Origin of the sequence: Pseudomonas sp. A-R-19 (assembly GCF_019956575.1) — a bacterium.
Lineage (GTDB): Bacteria > Pseudomonadota > Gammaproteobacteria > Pseudomonadales > Pseudomonadaceae > Aquipseudomonas.
This window is the reverse complement of the sequence record NZ_JAHBDR010000048.1, coordinates 69,922-88,331: the sequence shown is the minus strand read 5'-3', so window position 1 is coordinate 88,331 and position 18,410 is coordinate 69,922. Positions and strand designations below refer to the sequence as shown.

The following is an 18,410-nucleotide window of genomic DNA, read 5'->3' as shown; positions in this document are numbered from 1 at the left end:
CGAATGCGGTGTATCAGTGACATCCATGCCGCCTGATACACCGCTTTCGCGAGCAAGCCCGCTCCCACAGTTTTTATTGCGTTATAGCTGGATCAGCTCTCGGCCAGTGCCATCCGCTCACGAACCACTGGCCCCCGCTCGGCGTGCTCCAATTGCATGCAGCGCTCGAGAAACAGGTACATGTAGTCGTAGCTCTTGCACACAGCCTGTCGCAACTCCACCTGCAGGGATTTGCTCGGGTTGGTGCCCGCCAATGTGCAGATGATTTCCAGGGCTTCCCAGGGATGGGCATCGTCGTACTGGGCATGCATCTTCAGCCACTTCATCGCCCGCTTGCGATCTTCCTCGGGGAACGAGGCGGCGTAGGTGCCATGGGCACAAACGACAGCCGACCACTCCCCGGTCGCCCCTTCGATGGCGTAGTTGGTGGCGGCAATCGCAACGATCAGCGAGTCGGAGGAACTGGTGTGCCAGCACCAGTGGCTCAAGGCGTGAAGCTCCGGTGCAACCTGCTGTGCCTGCAGGTCCTCCAGGCTGACACCATGCGCGCGACTCCAGTGCACCCAGTAATCGGCGTGGTTCAATTCGACACGGATATTACGCATCAGCCAGCGACGGGCCATGTCTTCGCCGGGGTGACGGGCAAAACGGGTCTTGGTCAGGTTTTGTGCCATATACAACGCGAACTGCTCGACCACTGGCCAGCCACCGATCAGGTACTGGCGCATGGTCTTCGCACTGAGTTTGTTGTCTCGCATACGTTGGTACAGTTCGTGTTCGACAACCCGGCGCTTGCTCTCGCTGCAATCCTGGATCAGGCGCTGGGCCCAGGCAGGATAACTTGCGGCTTCCATGAGCGGTCCGGTTCGGTTGAATGTATCGATCACTGTCGAGCTCCTTTTGATTGTGATTTTAAGACCGGCAGGAGTTTCAACGGAACGTACCAGGGGCCTTGAACAACAGCGGCTGGGGCCTGGCGGGACGACTCAACAGGCTATCAAAGGTAAACAGATGCGGGCGTTCAATCACATACCCTTGAGCGTAATCCACCCCGATCTCCAGCAATGCCTGCTCGATCTGGGGTGTTTCGACAAACTCGGCAATCGTGCGCTTACCCATGACATGACCGATGTGATTGATCACTTCGACCATGGCGCGGTTAATCGGGTCGTCCAGCATATCCTTTACGAAACTCCCATCGATCTTCAGGAAGTCTACAGGCAAATGTTTCAGGTACGCGAATGAGGACATTCCGGCACAAAAGTCATCCAGTGAAAAATGGCAGCCTAAGCCTTTGAGTTCATTAATGAATCGAATGGCGCTGCCAAGATTTGAAATTGCACTGGTCTCAGTAATTTCAAAACAAATCATTTCAGGCGGAATCGAATACGTCACAAACTGTTCGCGCAGGAAGTCCAGGAACGCTTCATCCCCGATCGTCGTGCCTGACAGATTGATCGCACACATGGCCAGCGGCCCGCGGTGCTGCTCGGCCCGGCATTGGGCAATGACCTTGAACACGTTCTGCACAACCCAACGATCAAGCGAGCTCATCAGGCCATAACGCTCGGCAGCCGGAATGAAACTGTCGGGCAAGATCATCCGCCCGGCTTCATCATGCAATCGCAGTAAAATCTCAATGTGCCCACCGTCCTGATCGACATGGCCCAAGGGGGCAATTTCCTGGGCGTACAGGCAGAAGCGATCTTCCTCCAGGGCCATGTGCAAACGCTGCACCCAGGCCATTTCGCCAAAGCGCAGGGACAACTCCGAGTCGTCGGGATGATAGACCTGGACCCGGTTCCGGCCCTTTTCCTTGGCCATGTAGCACGCCATGTCGGCAGCACGCAGCGAGGCTTCGAGCGTCGTCGGATTCTGCGCGACATGGACCAGCCCGATACTGACAGTGGTCACGAACGGCCGGCCCTTCCAGACAAAATGCAGATTCTGCACAGTCTGGCGCAGGCTCTCGGCGATTTTTTCCGCAGCTTCCAGTGCGCAGTTTTCCAGCAGGATGCCGAACTCGTCGCCGCCGAGACGAGCCAGGGTATCGCCTTCGCGTAGCCCCGATTGCAACAAGGCACAGATATGCCGCAACAGTTCGTCGCCCGCCGCATGGCCGCAGGTATCGTTGACCAGTTTGAACTGGTCCAGATCGAGGAACATCAGGGCATGGCGTCCCGAATGGCGAGTCAGGTTGTGCAGCGCCTGTTCCAGGCGATATTCGAATTCGCGGCGGTTGGCAAGGCCGGTCAAGGCGTCGTGGGTCGCCTGCCAGGACAGATTGGCGATGTATTGCCGCTCCTGGGTCATGTCATGCAGCACCAGCACCGTCCCGCTGACCTTGCCGGCATTGCGGATTGGCGCGCCCACCAGCGTGACCGACACCGTGCTGCCATCCAGGCGTTGAATCAACTTGGAGTGCTCACTGCCGCCACTGAGCTGGCCGCTGAGAATATGCTCGATCAGGGTGAAACCATCGGTCTGGGCGTTTTCATCCAGCAGGTTGAACAGCGCCGCCAGCGGCAACCCCGTCGCCTGCTCGGCCTTCCAGTGGGTCAACGCTTCGGCCGCCGGATTCATGTAGGCAATCGCACCGGAAACATCCGTGGTGATCACGCCGTCCCCAATCGATTGCAGGGTGATCTGCGCCCGCTCTTTCTCAAGTTCCAACGCATCGGCGAAGGCATGGCGCTGTTTGAGCAGTTTATGGGTGCGCATCAAAGCCAGCGCAATCAATCCGAGAGCCGTGGCGATGTTAGTCAGCAGCAGCAGGCGAAGAATGACCCTCGAGCCTTCCCCCAGAGCATCGCTGAAAGCTTTCGCAGCCGGCGTCACTTCATCGTTGATCGCGAAAATCTGCTCTTTCCAGCGCTGTACATCCGCTTTCGAAGCCGGGCTGGCGGAGATGTGCTGATGCATGTCCCTGGCAACGTCATCGAGCTTGGCCAGATAGGCATCGCCCACGGTCCAGAGGTCGATGGCTTTTTCCAGGTAACTGAAGTGACGAAAATTGAGGTACAGCCAGATCAGGCTGGAAACGTCGTCCGGGTGGTTGCCACCCTTGAGAATCGCCAGGCGCGCCGCTTCGATATCTGGCGGCTGCTTATCCAGCGCCACACGCAATTCATGACCGCCCTGAGGCACGGAAATGGCGTTCTGGTACTTGTGAAAAATCCCTTCGTCGCCGCTGTCGGCATAGAGATTGAGGTAATAGATGGCGTCTTTCTGGCCCTTGGACCACAGGCTTTCGCCGGCAACATAGCCGCGAACCGCCGACAGCACGTAAAGGCTAACGCCGCCCAACAAGGCTTGAAACAACACAACGGCGATAAATGGCCAGACGATGCCCAACAACCGTGGCGTTCCGAGAGTCCGCGTTTGATTCATGAGGTCCCTTGCATTAGCACTGCTTGCTCGTCTTCCGGACGAAATCGCTTTAGCTAGACTAGGGGGCGATCCAGCTTCAGGCAAGCAAGACACGGCACAACGTGCAACACATATGTACCGCATGTGCACAGAGCGAAGCCCGGACACTGACAGCTCTCATCCATTTCCAGAGCTGCAACCTCATGCAACTTCCAACTTCAACGCTCACCCCGATGCAACGACATGCCAGCCAACAGGCCGAATACGGGGCGTTATTGACGGCCTTGGAAGCAGTGAAAACGGCGTCTTCCGATCTGAATGGTTATTACCTGCCCCCCCAGGCGGACTCTCCCCTGGGCATTGAGCACAATCATGCGCAAGCCCTGCTGCTGACGCTTTTCGAAGATGCCGCAGACACGTTGTTGTCCAAGCATCTCAAGCCCCTGAAAGGACGGCTGACCGAAGTCAACGGCATCGCCGATCAGTGTGTTTTCTCAACGAGCCGCAACGATGGCTCCGTCGCCCTTTACACGATCGATGACGTAACACATTCCGCCAGCGGGATTCGAGCCTTTCAACGGGCGCTGGTGAGTATAGGTGGACACATACGCACTGACCGCTTGCTGCCCTTGCCGCAGTGCCTGAAGTTTTACGGCCTTGCATTGCCAACCGCACAAACCCCGGGCTCTCTGAGCCGACTGATTGAAGAAGTGCAGGAAAAACGCGCCGCTCACCGATTGAACCTGGAGCAGGGGTTGCAAATCAGCGAGCTGATAGAACCGCACGATCACACTGCGATTCACAACGTCATCAGCAAAATACTCACTGATGAAGGCGGCTCCGTCATCGACGCCCTGGCCAGTGAGATCACGCCCCCCATGACACCCCATCAACTGGCCACCCAGCCCACGGCCTGCCTCGAGCGCTTGCTCGACACCGCGAAGGCACGCGACACGGCCCGGCGGCTGCTGGAAGTGCTCAATTGGTACGGCAAAGAACCCGACGAAGAAACGATTCCAGACATCGGCGCAAAACTGCTGCTGGAAGCGTTACGACTCTGGTACGACCTGGACCTGCAGCATACAGGTGCACCACACAAGATTGCCGGCTATGAGTTGCAACAACGGTTCAACCACGGCAAAAGCTACGCGCAGATTCAAAAGAACTTCCGGGAACACCTGGAGGATTCACTCCGTGCGACAACACCGACCGAAACAGCGTTACTGGCAAGGCTCAGCCAAGTCAGGTTTCCAGTTGAATTTCAGGTACGCGACATTCCCAACGACTTGCCCTATGCCACATCTATCGTCTGGGTCAATTTCGTTCACGGCGTCCATCTCGCTCATGCACTGGACCCGATGCTGCTGCAACGACTGACCTTCCAACAACTGGTCGATCTACCGTTGAAAAAAAGCGAGAACGCCCAGGACGCTCTCCTCCAATTGATCACGCTGACGAGAATTCCAGCGGCGTTGACCTGGGCGCAAGCGACCGAGGCATTGGCATCGAGCGTACAAACCAGCGACGCTCGGGAATACAAAATGAAAACCTTGCAAGCGCTGGAAGATCACATGGTGCAGTTGAATGAAACAATCGTTCAACTCGATTTCGCGCCACCACAACGATTGAAGCTGGCGGAACAGCAACTGAAGAAGGCATTGTCCGGCGGCATTGCAATCGATCCGCTGAGCATCCGGGTGATGCGCAACTTTTATCGGTCAGGCAAACGCGTAGAACGCAACATCCTGGATACCCCGAATGGGCCGCAGGCAACCTGGCCGCTGCTCGAGGTCTATGCCTCGGGTGGCTTGAGCCCCGATAGCAAGTGGTACATCAGCCAGGACGGCAAGACCGCGAGCTTTTGGGTCAGATTGACCCCGGATCGCAAGTTTGAATGGGGCTTGGCAAATCCTGACGACCCGGCTTCCCGTATCCTGTTGCTTCCACTCGACCGCACATTGCCTGATATCGACGCACTGTTCGACAAGCAATTCAAAACCTACCTCGCCAAGACAAAAAACACCTACGAATACCTGATCAAAAACCTCTTGGTCACGCTGCCATGGTCCGATCGTCAGGCGTTGGAACATGGCGAAGTCAAGGTGCTCAGCCTTCGCGATGAAACCACGCGCAAGGCCGATGAAGAAACGGCAGAACACACCCTGCCGCTCAGGGCACGCATGGGGTTTGTGCTGCAAGCCACTTACCGGAACGCCGTGCGCTTCTATGAGTGCCTGCCCCGTGCCGGCGTCATACGGCCGCGCCCCGATGTGACAACCGCCCATGTCGGTGGTGTCCGTGACCAGTTTTTTTCCCGCAACCGCTTTAAGGAGGAAGACTATGACGCCTATGTCGCCATACGCACACACCGCCTGCCATTCGACAAGGATGCCCACACAACCGGAGCCCAGCCGAAACCTGGCGCTACCTGCATGGCGATCCTTGACTCGCTCGGCGAGGCCCTGACTCCTGGCTCAACCCCGCCGGAGTATCACGACTACTCTTCCTGCCTGACATGGTCCTCCTTGCGCACCGGGCAAATTGCGTCCTTCATTGCTACACATCTGTTTTATGTGGATGAAAAGGAGGTACGCCGCGAGGCCTGGGGAGTCACACAATACGAACGCGATCTCGACAGAAAGCACTGGCTGCACAATCTCAAGGATTTCATACCATTCTGGGGCAGTCTCGAAGACCTTCAATCGGACCAGTTCGGTGATCGCGTCCTTGGCGTGGTCGGCCTGGCGCTCGACATCGTGTCATTTGTGGTGCCCTTGGGTAAGTTCGTCGCAGGGAGCATCCGCTTGGTCGCACGATCCGGCAGAGTGGGAATTCGCGCGACTTTGCCGCGAATGGCAAATCTATCCAGAAAGATGGTGACTTCGAGCGTTAAAAACTTCAACCCCCTGGACGGTTCGGTAGACCTCCTGCGGCTGACTGGCAGGGGAGTGAAAGGCGCAGGACGCGCAGTGGTCCATCTCGAGAAGCGGGCGATGTTCCAATTGAAAAAGCTCGCCGGCAAGGCCGATAGCTATGACTTTGTCAGCAGCCTGCCCCAGGCAACTGAACCGGGACGCTGGAAACCGCTGATGGATGCCGATCAACTGGGCAACGTCAAAGGCATCGAAGACGTTCCGGTGCGAAAGATCGACGGCCACCATTACTTGGTTGACCCGCTGTCTACCCGCCCCTATGGCCCCCGGCTCACGCCCCGCAATCATGAACTTTCACTCGGTCGCTCAAGCTACAGCACCGTGAAAAAAACTGACGATCTGGTTTTCATCGAACTCCCGGAGCAGGCGCACGCTCGCTACCAGTTCGACATCGATGGGCGTACGACGGTTTTCATCGACGACGTCCCCTACCGCCTGGATGGCGAAGAACTGCGCCGCGTTGAGTTGATCGATGACAGCAGTGCATTGACGTCAGTCCCCTGTCGGCCACGCCGTGCGCCAAACAACAGCAGCGAATGCCTCAGCAGTTTTGTGACAGGGACGCCCGCCCCGACACCGGAAGTCGGCTCATTTGACGAAACCAAAGGTTACGCGCCTTGGTTTGGCGACAGGGTGTCCGATGCGGTTAGCCGGCCAGGCCATGACGGTCTGTTTGTAACCCACGAGGGAAATCTTTATCAGATCATCGACAACATCCCGAAGCTTTACACAGGTGACATCACCGAACTTGGCTTTGCCAGGAAATGGCTGGTGCCCCGCCGCGAAATGCCGGCCAGCCTGATGTTCCGCAAAGGTATTTATGGCCGTATCGAGGTCAAGGGGGTATACGAGGGCGCCGAGGACCCGCACCGGATCGGAGTCATTCTGGTGCCATCCATCGATGAATCGAGTACTTATGTCTTCAGCCGAATCAACACCAACAAATATTACGTCGCGACAGTGCCGAAGGGACAAAGCCTGAGTGAACCGCTGACATTGAAACGTTTGTTCAATGCCGACATGGCTGAAGGCACCCTGGGTGCGGAACTGCTAACGGTGTACACCGGGTCATTGAGCGCCAACAACATCGCACGCATCCACAGCAAAGAAGCCCTTGAATTCGCCATGAAAACCATGGACGAGATCGCCATTCCGATCGGAACGACCCCTAACCCTGCGGGCAACATGAAATTCCTGAAGGTCGACACCAGCCCCGGAGAAGCATTGATGTTCGATCATTCAACCCGAATGATCGTCACTCGACTGCCTGAAGGAGCCACGACATGGAGCAGGAGCAAGGACGCTCCGGAGGACTTGCGTCAAAGCACCGCGAATATTTTCGATACGCTGTTCATGTCGCCGACGATTGACGCCAGCAACGCGAACAGCGCGCTAAGGATCAACCAGACCATGCAGAAGCTGCACCAGTTGATACCCAGGCGCCGCTCCTTCAATCCGAGAAACATTGCCTACGCCGACGTCATGACCAGCAGTGGGCAACGGGAAATCTACGTCAGCGTTTCCGGTGCCCAGCAAGCCACCGGTCACTTGCCGCTGTTCAAGCAGCATCTTGGTGCGGATTCAGTTCAGGTCGGTGGATCGACCTACTTCAATATCGACATGAATCAGAGCTTTCCCCACACCTCCCTCGATGTGACCGCTGAAGGCAAGCTGCTGGCCATACCGACGACCATCAAGGACATCGACACTTACAAGCCAGTGCAGTCGATAAAACCGACGTCACTGGACAGCGAAAGCAAGTTGATCCGCGTGATTCGGGAAAAATACCCCGACCCCAAGGCGATCAAATCCGTCGATATCGCCACGACGATGCCCCCCTGCGAGTCGTGCTCGATCGTGATGAAACAATTCGGCTACGACGGTGGGGAAAACGCGCTTCAGGTGCTGTGGAGTTGAACCTACAACTGCTGTAAATGCCCATACAGCTTGGCGTACAAACCACCATCGGCAATCAGTTGCTGATGGTCGCCATCCTCCGCGATCTGCCCGCCGTCGAACACCAGCACCCGGTCGGCCTGTTTCACTGCTGAAAGGCGGTGGGCAATGATCAGCGTGGTGCGATTGCTCAGAAACCGCGCCAGCGCCTGGTGCAGGTTGTATTCGGTGGCGGCATCCAGCGCGGAGGTGGCTTCGTCGAGGATCACCACCTTGGGCTCGGCCAGCACCATCCGGGCGATGGCCAGGCGTTGACGCTGGCCGCCGGACAAACGCACGCCGGAGCGCCCGACGATGCTGTCCAGGCCATGGGGCAAATCCCGGACGGTACCGTGCAATTGGGCGATTTCCAGTGCACGCCAGCAAGCCTCGTCACTGCGCTCGCGGCCCATGGTCAGGTTGGCCCGAATGGTGTCGTTGAACAGCGCCGGATGTTGCAGAACCACGGCAACATTTTCCCGCACGGTTTCCAGGCCAATCTCTTGCTGGGTCGAACCGCCAAAGCGAATGGTTCCGGCCAACGGCGTGTACAGGCCCAGCAGCAGTTGCACCAGCGTGCTCTTGCCACCGCCACTGGCGCCGACGATCGCGACCTTTTCGCCGGGGGCGATCGACAGGTTCATCTGGTTCAGGACCAGTTCATCGCCGTAACCGAAACTCAACCCTTGTACTTCCAGCCCAACCGTCTCGCGACCGATGAACGGGTCGACGCCGCCCGGGTATTCGGGCTCATCGGCTCGGGACAGCAGCTCATTGATCCGCGACAGCGCACCGCCGGCGGCGTAGTAGGCATATTGCAGGTTCAGCAGCTGTTCGACCGGACCGATCATGAACCACAGGTAGCTGAACACCGCGAGCATCTGGCCGATGGACAGGTCGGAAAACAACACCGTGAGCATGGCCGCGGCCCGGAAAATATCGATGCCGAACTGAAACAGCAAACCGCTGGCCCGGTTCGATGCATCGGTTTTCCATTGCGAATTCACCGCATAGTCGCGCACGTCACGGGCGCGATGCCCCAAGCGACCGAGGAAAAAACCCTGGCGGTTGCCGGCGCGAACTTCCTGGATGGCGTCCAGCGTTTCGGTCAGAGCCTGGGTAAAGCGCGAAGTGCTGTCGTTCTCAAGTTTCTTCAGATGCTTGACCCGCTTGCCCAACTGCACCGTGGCGTAGATCACCAGCGGGTTGAACAGCAGAATCAGCAAGGCCAGCTTCCAGTGCATCCACATCAGAATGCCCGCCGTGCCGACCAGGGTCAGCATGGCCACGAGGAAACGGCTGAGGGTTTCGCCGACGAATTTGTCCAGCGTGTCCAGGTCGGTCACAAGGTGCGTGGTGACGGTGCCGCTGCCCAGGCTTTCGTATTCACCCAGCGAGATACGCTTGAGCCGTTCGATCAGGCGAATGCGAATGCGGTAGACGATGTCCTTGGCCAACCCGGCGAACAATTTCGCCTGCACCACGTTGAACAGCAACGCCATACACCTCAAGGTCAAGGTCACCAACAGCATCAGGCCGATGTAGCCCGCGGCTTTCTGCCAGCCCTCGGGCAGCGCGTGGTTCATGATCTTCAGCGCGGCATCACTGTGCCCCAGCAACACCTCGTCCACCAGCAATGGCAGGAGCAAGGGAATCGGCACGCTGCACAAGGTCGCCAGCACGGCCACGCCGTTGGCGATCCACAGGGACTTCTTGTGATGCAGGGCCAGGCGACGGATTTCCGCCCAGCTCAGACGGTCGACATGTTTGGCGGGAGCGACGTCATCGGGCAGATCATGCACAGGCAGCACGCTCCAGCCAGCGGCCGAGCAGCGGGGACAACTCGCTCAAGGGCTGATAGCCATTGGTCAACAACGCCACTTGGCCGTTACGTTCAGCCAGCAGGGTCGGAAAACCGGCGATGCCCAGGTCCTGGACCCAGGTGAAATCGGCAGCTGTCGCGGCGTGCGTATCGGCACGGTCGAACGCGGCGGCGAATTCAATTCGCGGTAGACCTGCCTGCTCTGCCAGCTCCACCAGGACACTGGCGCGCGTGACATCGCGACCTTCAGCGTAAAAGGCGTGCTGAATCAGCCCGAGCAGTTTCCACGCACAGTCCGGCGCCAGCCCGCGCGCCGTCACCAGCGCCCGGCAGGCAGGCTCGGTGTCGTAGACAAAGCCGTCGGGCAGCGCGCCTTCAAGCTTGAAGGGCTGGCCGGTGGCCTCGGTGACCGCCTGCCAGTGTTCAAGGATGTAGCGCCGGGTACTCGGCTCCAGCGCGGCACCGTTGCCGGTGCGCAGACCGCCCACGATCAAGTGCACCTCCACACCCGCGGCTTGCGCCTGCTCGACCAGCGCGTTGGCCACTGGAGCAAACCCCCAGCACCAGGAACACATCGGGTCCATCACATAGAGCAGGCGCGCAGACATGGTTCAGGCCTCGGAGGATGCTTGCTTATAGTTGTAGCCGATCGGGTGAGGCTGGTTGCGAGCCTTGGCCAGTTCGATCTGTTTCTGCCGGTCGATGGCACTGCGACGGGTCTTCTCGCTCAGCTTATCCCAGCAATGCGGGCAACTGATGCCGGCCACGTAATGCTCGGACGCGCGGTCTTCCACGCTGACCGGTGTGCGGCAGGCATGACATTGGTCGTAGTCGCCCTCGCTCAGGTCATGACGAACTGTCACGCGGTTATCGAACACGAAGCAGTCGCCCTGCCATTTGGTTTCTTCCTGCGGCACCTCTTCGAGGTACTTCAGGATGCCGCCCTTGAGGTGGTAAACCTCACCATAACCCTCGCTGAGCATGTAGCTCGACGCTTTCTCGCAACGGATGCCGCCGGTGCAGAACATCGCGACCTTCTTGTGCACGGCCGGGTCGAAGTTAGCTTTGATGTAGTCAGGAAATTCGCGAAAACTGGTGGTTTTCGGGTCGATGGCACCTTCGAAGGTACCGATCGAGACTTCGTAGTCGTTACGGGTGTCGATCAACAACACTTCCGGGTCGCTGATCAGCGCATTCCAGTCCTGCGGATCGACGTAGGTGCCGACCTTTTTGTTCGGGTCCACGCCCTCCACGCCGAGGGTGACGATTTCTTTCTTGAGCTTGACCTTGGTGCGGTAGAACGGCTGCTCGTCGCAGAACGACTCTTTATGGTCGATGTCGTCCATGCGCGGGTCATTCTTGAGCCAGGCCATCAGCCCGTCGATGCCTTCGCGGCTACCGGACACGGTGCCGTTGATGCCTTCCTCGGCAATCAGCAGGGTGCCCTTGATGCCGTTGTCGACCATCGCTTGCAGCAGTGGCTCGCGCAGGGCGACGTAATCTTCCAGGGTGACGAACTTATACAGTGCCGCCACGACAATCTGTTGTGTCATGGGTAAATCTCCAGGTGGCTACCCTCGTAAGGGGTGAACCGGATGCGAAAAAAAACGCGCCGTAGGAACGGCGCGCTGCATAGTCTACCAAATAATTGTAGGAGCCGGCTTGCCGGCGATGGCGTCCTTGAAACCGCCATCGCTGGCAAGACAGCTCCTACAAGGGCATGCGTCAGGTCGAAAATGCTATCTCGATCAGTGCTTGCTGCCGCCAGCACAGGTCGGCGAGGCAGGGGCCGCGTCGATCTGTGCCCATTCCTCCGGCGTGTAGGTATGCAGCGCCAACGCATGGAACTCGCCCATCAGCTCGCCGAGCGTGCCGTAGACCTTCTGGTGGCGCTTGACCCGGTTCAGGCCATCGAACTGGGCACTGACCACCACGGCCTTGAAATGGGTTTGCAGCCCACGGCTGTGCATGTGGCTCTCATCCAGCACTTGCAGATGCTCCGGCTGAAGCAGGCCCAGCGTCGATTCAATGCGTTGTTGCATGGTCATACCGAACTCCGCTTAAGGCTTTTTCTTGGCTGGCGCGGCTGCGTCTTTCGGCGTCAGCTCGGCGGTCATGTCCGCCAGCAGCTTGTTGACCACCGGCACCGCGCTTTCCAGCTTGGCCTGGGTCATCTGGGCCGATTGCTGGGTCAGCTGGGGCATTTTTTCCAGGACTTTCTTGCCCAGTGGCGACTGGTAGAACGCGACCAGGTCCTTGAGCTCGGATTCGGTGAAGTTGGTGGTGTAAAGCTTGACCATGTCCGGCTTCAGCTTGTTCCAGCCAATGGCCTGGTCCAGAGCGGCGTTGGCCTTGGCCTGGTAGGTTTCCAGCACGGCTTTTTTCGACTCAGGGGCTTTGGTCTGTTCAAACCGTTGGGCAAACATCTGCTGTACTTGCATGTACACCGGGGTGCCCAGCTTGTCAGCGTGCGCCATGGTCAGGAAAGCCTCGGCACTGGCGTTATGGCTAGCGGTGTCGGCAAGAACCTGGCCGCTGGCGCAGACCAAAGCAACGGCGGTACAGATGGCACGAAGACGAGTCATCGAGTTTCCTTTTCTAGCTGGCGAGGTAAGACCCCAAGGGCGTCCATTCTGCGCCTAAAAAACTGTGTCGCTCAACCCCAAGCCTTGTCGCGCCTGATTTAGAGGGCTTCAATGGTTGAATTCGAGACAGATGGAACCCCGGCCGTCGACCACGGCCTAAACTGCGCAATCGGACCTACAGGAGTGAGCAAGATGAGCCGTATCGAAACCGACAGCCTCGGCCAGGTTGAAGTCCCGGATGAAGCCTATTGGGGAGCTCAGACGCAACGCTCGCTGATCAACTTCGCCATCGGCAACGAACGCATGCCGTTGGCGGTGTTGCATGCCCTGGCGCTGATCAAGAAAGCCGCGGCGCGGGTCAATGATCGCAACGGCGACGTGCCCGCCGATATCGCCCGCCTGATCGAGCAGGCGGCCGACGAAGTGCTCGCCGGCGACCACGACGACCAGTTTCCGCTGGTGGTCTGGCAAACCGGCAGCGGCACCCAGAGCAACATGAACGTCAACGAAGTGATCGCCGGTCGCGCCAACGAGCTGGCCGGCAACCCCCGGGGCGGCAAGTCCCCGGTGCACCCCAACGACCACGTCAATCGTTCCCAGAGCTCCAACGACTGCTTCCCCACCGCCATGCACATCGCGGCCGTCCAGGCGGTGCAACAGCAATTGCTGCCGGCGATCAGCGAACTGTCCGGCGGCCTGGCCGAGCTGGCCGCGCGCCATATGAAACTGGTCAAGACCGGCCGTACGCACATGATGGATGCGACACCGATCACCTTCGGTCAGGAAATTTCAGCCTTCATCGCGCAACTCGACTACGCCGAGCGGGCGATCCGCAGCGCACTGCCCGCGGTCTGCGAGCTGGCCCAAGGCGGAACGGCCGTCGGCACCGGGCTGAACTCTCCCCACGGCTTCGGTGAGGCCATCGCCGCAGAATTGGCCGCCCTCTCCGGCTTGCCGTTTATCACCGCGCCGAACAAATTCGCCGCTCTGGCCGGCCATGAGCCGCTGACCACGCTGTCCGGCGCGCTGAAAACCCTCGCCGTGGCGCTGATGAAAATCGCCAACGACCTGCGCCTGCTGGGCTCCGGTCCGCGCGCCGGTTTCGCTGAGGTCAAGCTACCGGCCAATGAACCAGGCAGCTCGATCATGCCGGGCAAGGTCAACCCGACCCAGTGCGAAGCGCTGTCGATGCTGGCCTGCCAGGTGTTGGGCAACGACGTCGCCATCGGCTTTGCGGCCAGTCAGGGCCACTTGCAGTTGAACGTGTTCAAACCGGTGATCATCCATAACCTGCTGCAATCGATCCGCCTGCTGGCCGATGGCTGCAGCAACTTCCAGCAGCACTGCGTGGCTGGCCTGGAGCCGGATGTGGAAAAAATGGCTGAACACCTGGAACAAGGCCTGATGCTGGTGACGGCACTCAATCCGCACATTGGCTATGACAAATCGGCGGAGATCGCCAAGAAGGCCTACAGCGAAGGCCTGACCTTGCGCGAGGCGGCGTTGCAACTCGGGTATCTGACTGACGAAGAGTTCGAGGCGTGGGTGAGGCCGGAGAATATGCTGGAGGCTGGGGCCAAAGGCTGAGTGCTGTAGCGCCTGATAGTCCGTCTTCGCGAGCACGACCGCTCCCACAGGGATCCAATGTGGGAGCGGGCTTGCTCGCGAAGTACGATAACGCGATCTAACTGGCTGCCATCCGCACCTTGCGCGCCTTCAACCCGGCAATCAACGACGGCCCCAACGCCACCAGCGCCGAACCCAGCACCACCAGCACCGCGCCGCCATAACCCAGACCATTGATCGTCTCGGCATGCACATAGTCGGGCCACAGCCATGCCGCCATGGCGACCGCCGCAAAGGTCACCAACGGCGTGATGGCCAGTGTCGCACTGACCCGGGAAGCTTCCCAATGGGCCAGGGCCTCGGCAAATGCGCCATAGGCAATCAGGGTGTTGAGGCAGCACGCCAGCAGCAACCATCCCTGCAACGGATTCAATTGCAGCGCTTCGAGCGGATGCACCCACGGCGTCAGCAGCGCGGCGCAAAACAGGTAGATCACCATCATCACCTGCAGCGAATTCCACACCGTCAGCAATTGTTTCTGCCCCAGGGCATAGAAGGTCCAGACCGTGGACGCCAGCAGCACCAGCAGCACGCCGGCGGTGTAGTCGGTCAGCGAGGTAAGCAACTCACTCAAGCGCTGGTTGAAAAACAGTGCAAAGCCGATCAGCAGCACCAGCAGGCCAATCCCCTGCCCCAGGCTGAAACGTTCCTTGAATACAAACAGACTGGCGATCAGCAGCATGATCGGGCCCATCTGCACCACCAGTTGCGCCGTGCCGGGGCTGAGCAGGTTCAGGCCCATCAGGTACAACACGTAGTTACCGACCAGGCCGAGCACTGCCATCAGCACCAGCCAGCCTCCGCGAGGCCCGAGCACTTTGCGGCTGGGCAGGCGCTTGGTCGCCGCCAGATAGATGAACAGACAGCTACCAGAGACCATCAGGCGAAACCAGGTCACCGTCACCGGGTCCATCACCAGCAGCACTTGCTTGAGCTTGATCGGCAGGATTCCCCACAACAACGCGGTCAACAAGGCCAGGAACAAGCCGTAAACCCAGCGACCCGATGAAATGTGCATGTGAACCCCAACGCCAACTGACAGGAGCCGTCATTCTAGGCCGGGAGCGGTGGTGTACACAGGCACAGTTTGAGGCTGGCCGCGAATGAAACTGTGCAGGTCGTAATCTTTGAGGGGGGCTTTGGATGAGTCGGCAAATCGTGTCGCCTGCATTCGCGAGCAAGCCCGCTCCCACATTCAACCGTATATAACTTGAGTACTCGGTCAAATGTGGGAGCGGGCTTGCTCGCGAATGCGATCTGACAAGTCACACAAAACAGTGAAAACTAACGCACCGCTTCAAACAACCCGGTTGCCCCCATCCCGCCACCCACGCACATCGTGACAATGCCGTAACGCAGATTGCGACGCTGCAACTCACGAACGAGATGCCCGACCTGGCGCGAGCCGGTCATGCCGAACGGGTGGCCGATAGATATCGAGCCGCCGTTGACGTTGTACTTGTCATTATCGATTTCAAGGCGATTACGCGCATACAAACACTGCGAGGCAAACGCTTCGTTGAGCTCCCACAAATCGATATCGGCAATTTGCAAGCCTTTGGCCTTGAGCAGTTTCGGTACCGAAAACACCGGGCCGATGCCCATCTCGTCCGGCGCGCAACCGGCCACGGTAAAACCGCGGAAGAACGCTTTCGGCTTGAGTCCCAGTTCCAGCGCTTTTTCCAGGCTCATCACCAGGGTCATGGAGGCGCCGTCAGACAGTTGCGACGAGTTGCCGGCCGTGACCGAGCCATCTTCGGCGAACACCGGCTTCAACCCGGCCAGACTTTCCAGGGTGGTGTCCGGACGGTTGCAGTCATCGCGGTCGACAATGCCATCGAGAATCTGTGCCTGACCGGTTGCCTTGTCTTCAACGCGGTACTTCACCGCCATCGGCACGATCTCATCTGCGAACAGCCCGGCGGCCTGAGCTTGCGCGGTACGCTGCTGGCTTTGCAGGGCGTACAAGTCCTGCTCTTCTCGGCTGACGCTGTAGCGTCGCGCGACGATTTCAGCCGTCTGGCCCATCGGGAAGTAGATGCCCGGCACCTGCTCCTTGAGCAACGGGTTGATCAGATTGTCGGTGTTGACGCTTTTCATGGTCAGGCTGATGGACTCGACGCCGCCGGCGACGATGATGTCGCTGCAGCCCGAAGCGATCTGATTGGCGGCGATAGCGATCGCCTGCAAGCCCGAGGAACAGAAGCGGTTGAGGGTCATGCCGGCGGTGCCGATGCCCAGGCGCGAGAGCACCGCGACATTGCGACCGATGTTGAAACCCTGGGCGCCTTCGTTGGAGCCGGCGCCAACGATGCAGTCCTCGACGCTCGCCGGATCGATACCGGTGCGCGCCAACAGCGCATCGACACAGTGTGCCGCCATGTCGTCCGGGCGGGTCATGTTGAATTTACCGCGAAAGGATTTGGCCAGACCGGTCCGCACGCTATCGACGATCACCACTTCACGCATGGCATACCTCTTTGTTGTTATCGGTTGAGAGTGGACCGAGCATAAGTCCAGCTCTTCACCGACCGCGACAATCATTCACCTCGCGTATGCGTAACCATCGTTTCAGTCCTTTTCCTTGTGCTTCTTGCTCTCATGCCGATCGGACTTTTCGAAAGCCTGTTCCAGTGCCCGGTTGATGGTGCGCAAGACTTTGACCCGCGCCCAGCGCTTGTCGTTGGCTTCCACCAGGGTCCATGGCGCGATCTCGGTGCTGGTACGGTCGACCATGTCGCCGACCGCCGCGCGATAGTCATCCCATTTTTCACGGTTGCGCCAGTCGTCATCGGTGATCTTGAAGCGTTTGAAGGGGATCTTTTCGCGCGCCTCGAAGCGCTCCAGTTGCGTCTGTTTGTCGATGGACAGCCAGAACTTGACCACGATCACCCTGGCATCGGTCAGTTGCTCCTCGAAATCGTTGATCTCGCTGTACGCGCGCAACCAGTCTGCCGGACTGCAAAAACCCTCGATGCGCTCCACCAACACCCGGCCATACCAGGAGCGGTCGAACACAGTGAACTTGCCCCGGGCCGGAAGGTGCCGCCAGAAGCGCCACAGATAGGGCTGCGCCCGCTCTTCTTCGGTGGGTGCGGCAATCGGCACGATGTTGTACTGGCGTGGGTCAAGTGCTGCCGCCACCCGGCGGATCGCCCCGCCCTTGCCGGCCGCGTCATTGCCCTCGAACACCGCCACCAGCGCGTGGCGGCGCATGCGCTTGTCGCGCATCAGCCCGGAGAACCGCGCCTGCTCGGTGATCAGCTGTTCTTCGTAATCGTCCTTGTCCAACTTCAGGTTCAAGTCCAGGCTGTCGAGCAGGTTCACTTGGTCGACACTGGGGACCACTGGCGCGGCGCTGACCTTTTCCGGATGGATCGTCGGCCGCGTCAATGCGCCCTGCAGCCCCGCCAGCAGAATCCGCCCCACGGCGAGGCTGCGATAATGGGCATCCGCCCCTGCGATCACATGCCAGGGTGCATAGTCGCGGCTGGTGCGGCGCAGCACTCGCTCGCCATACTTCACGAACCTGTCGTAGGTTTGCGATTGCTGCCAGTCCAGCGGGCTGATGCGCCAACTGTGCAGCGGGTCGTCGGCCAACGCCTTGAGGCGTGCCTTCATTTGCTTCTTGGAGAGGTGAAACCAGAACTTGAAGATCAGCGCACCTTCATCGCACAGCATCTTTTCCAGGCGCTCGGCGGCATTGATCGCCTGGTCGAGTCGCGGGTCCTTGAACTCGCCATGAACCCGTCCCTGCAGCATCTGGCTGTACCAGTTGCCGAAAAAAATCCCCATGCGCCCCTTGGCCGGGAGCATTCGCCAGTACCGCCAGGCCGGTGGCCGCGCCAGTTCTTCGTCGGTTTGCTGATCGAACGTGCGCACCTCGATCAGGCGCGGGTCCATCCACTCGTTGAGCAACTTGATCGTCTCGCCCTTGCCGGCACCTTCGATGCCATTGATCAAAATGATTACCGGAAAGCGGCGTTGCTGCTGCAATTCGAATTGAGCTTCGAGCAACGCTTCGCGCAGGGCCGGGACTTCGGCGTCGTAGGTATCTTTGTCGATGGCGTGATCGATTTCGGCGGATTCAAACATGAGCGGCTCCCTTCCAGATGTGAGCAAGACTAGCGGATGGAGTTC

At 59.2% G+C, this 18,410-nt stretch carries 12 protein-coding genes; 2 read left to right on the top strand and 10 right to left on the bottom strand.

Annotated features, from left to right (window positions below):
- Nucleotides 1-92: 92 nt before the first annotated feature.
- Together KGA88_RS11820 and KGA88_RS11815 are read right to left on the bottom strand one after the other, a co-directional pair.
- On the bottom strand, nucleotides 93-854 hold the full coding sequence (locus KGA88_RS11820) for an iron-containing redox enzyme family protein (protein WP_263296092.1): 762 nt from the start codon (nucleotides 852-854) through the stop codon (nucleotides 93-95).
- 76 nt (nucleotides 855-930) lie between these two features.
- Nucleotides 931-3,390 carry an EAL domain-containing protein gene (locus KGA88_RS11815; protein WP_110660687.1) on the bottom strand — a complete coding sequence of 820 codons (2,460 nt, stop codon included), beginning with the start codon at nucleotides 3,388-3,390 and terminating at the stop codon, nucleotides 931-933.
- Nucleotides 3,391-3,572: 182 nt separating this feature from the next.
- Here KGA88_RS11815 and KGA88_RS11810 point away from each other — a divergent pair, with 182 nt between their 5' ends.
- Entirely contained in the window at nucleotides 3,573-8,219 is a 4,647-nt protein-coding gene (locus KGA88_RS11810; RefSeq protein WP_223591160.1) for a deaminase domain-containing protein, read from the top strand.
- 2 nt (nucleotides 8,220-8,221) lie between these two features.
- Here the strand turns inward: KGA88_RS11810 and KGA88_RS11805 are convergent, their stop codons facing one another.
- From KGA88_RS11805 to KGA88_RS11785, 5 genes are all read right to left on the bottom strand, one after another.
- Nucleotides 8,222-10,039: an ABC transporter ATP-binding protein gene (locus KGA88_RS11805; protein WP_223591158.1), complete on the bottom strand. Its 1,818-nt coding sequence runs from the start codon at nucleotides 10,037-10,039 to the stop codon at nucleotides 8,222-8,224.
- Nucleotides 10,032-10,634 carry a DsbA family protein gene (locus KGA88_RS11800; RefSeq protein ID WP_110662241.1) on the bottom strand — a complete coding sequence of 201 codons (603 nt, stop codon included), beginning with the start codon at nucleotides 10,632-10,634 and terminating at the stop codon, nucleotides 10,032-10,034. The genes KGA88_RS11805 and KGA88_RS11800 overlap by 8 nt, the downstream gene beginning before the upstream one ends.
- Before the next feature lie 36 nt (nucleotides 10,635-10,670).
- Nucleotides 10,671-11,612 (bottom strand): rhodanese-related sulfurtransferase, encoded by a 942-nt coding sequence (locus KGA88_RS11795; RefSeq protein WP_110657203.1) that lies wholly within the window; start codon nucleotides 11,610-11,612, stop codon nucleotides 10,671-10,673.
- Between the two features lie 195 nt (nucleotides 11,613-11,807).
- Entirely contained in the window at nucleotides 11,808-12,107 is a 300-nt protein-coding gene (locus KGA88_RS11790) for a BolA family protein (protein ID WP_110657205.1), read from the bottom strand.
- 12 nt (nucleotides 12,108-12,119) lie between these two features.
- Nucleotides 12,120-12,644 (bottom strand): DUF2059 domain-containing protein, encoded by a 525-nt coding sequence (locus KGA88_RS11785; RefSeq protein ID WP_007997268.1) that lies wholly within the window; start codon nucleotides 12,642-12,644, stop codon nucleotides 12,120-12,122.
- 192 nt (nucleotides 12,645-12,836) lie between these two features.
- On the opposite strand from KGA88_RS11785, the gene KGA88_RS11780 reads away from it, so the two are divergent.
- Nucleotides 12,837-14,231: a class II fumarate hydratase gene (locus KGA88_RS11780; protein ID WP_110657207.1), complete on the top strand. Its 1,395-nt coding sequence runs from the start codon at nucleotides 12,837-12,839 to the stop codon at nucleotides 14,229-14,231.
- Between the two features lie 97 nt (nucleotides 14,232-14,328).
- Here KGA88_RS11780 and KGA88_RS11775 read toward each other — a convergent pair whose 3' ends face one another.
- The 3 genes from KGA88_RS11775 to pap all read right to left on the bottom strand — a co-directional run bounded on the left by KGA88_RS11775 (nucleotide 14,329) and on the right by pap (nucleotide 18,365).
- On the bottom strand, nucleotides 14,329-15,288 hold the full coding sequence (locus KGA88_RS11775) for a DMT family transporter (protein ID WP_110657209.1): 960 nt from the start codon (nucleotides 15,286-15,288) through the stop codon (nucleotides 14,329-14,331).
- Between the two features lie 266 nt (nucleotides 15,289-15,554).
- Nucleotides 15,555-16,739, bottom strand: coding sequence for a thiolase family protein (locus KGA88_RS11770; protein ID WP_110657211.1), 1,185 nt, complete (start codon nucleotides 16,737-16,739; stop codon nucleotides 15,555-15,557).
- A gap of 102 nt (nucleotides 16,740-16,841) precedes the next feature.
- On the bottom strand, nucleotides 16,842-18,365 hold the full coding sequence (gene pap, locus KGA88_RS11765; protein ID WP_223591156.1) for a polyphosphate:AMP phosphotransferase: 1,524 nt from the start codon (nucleotides 18,363-18,365) through the stop codon (nucleotides 16,842-16,844).
- Nucleotides 18,366-18,410 lie beyond the last annotated feature (45 nt).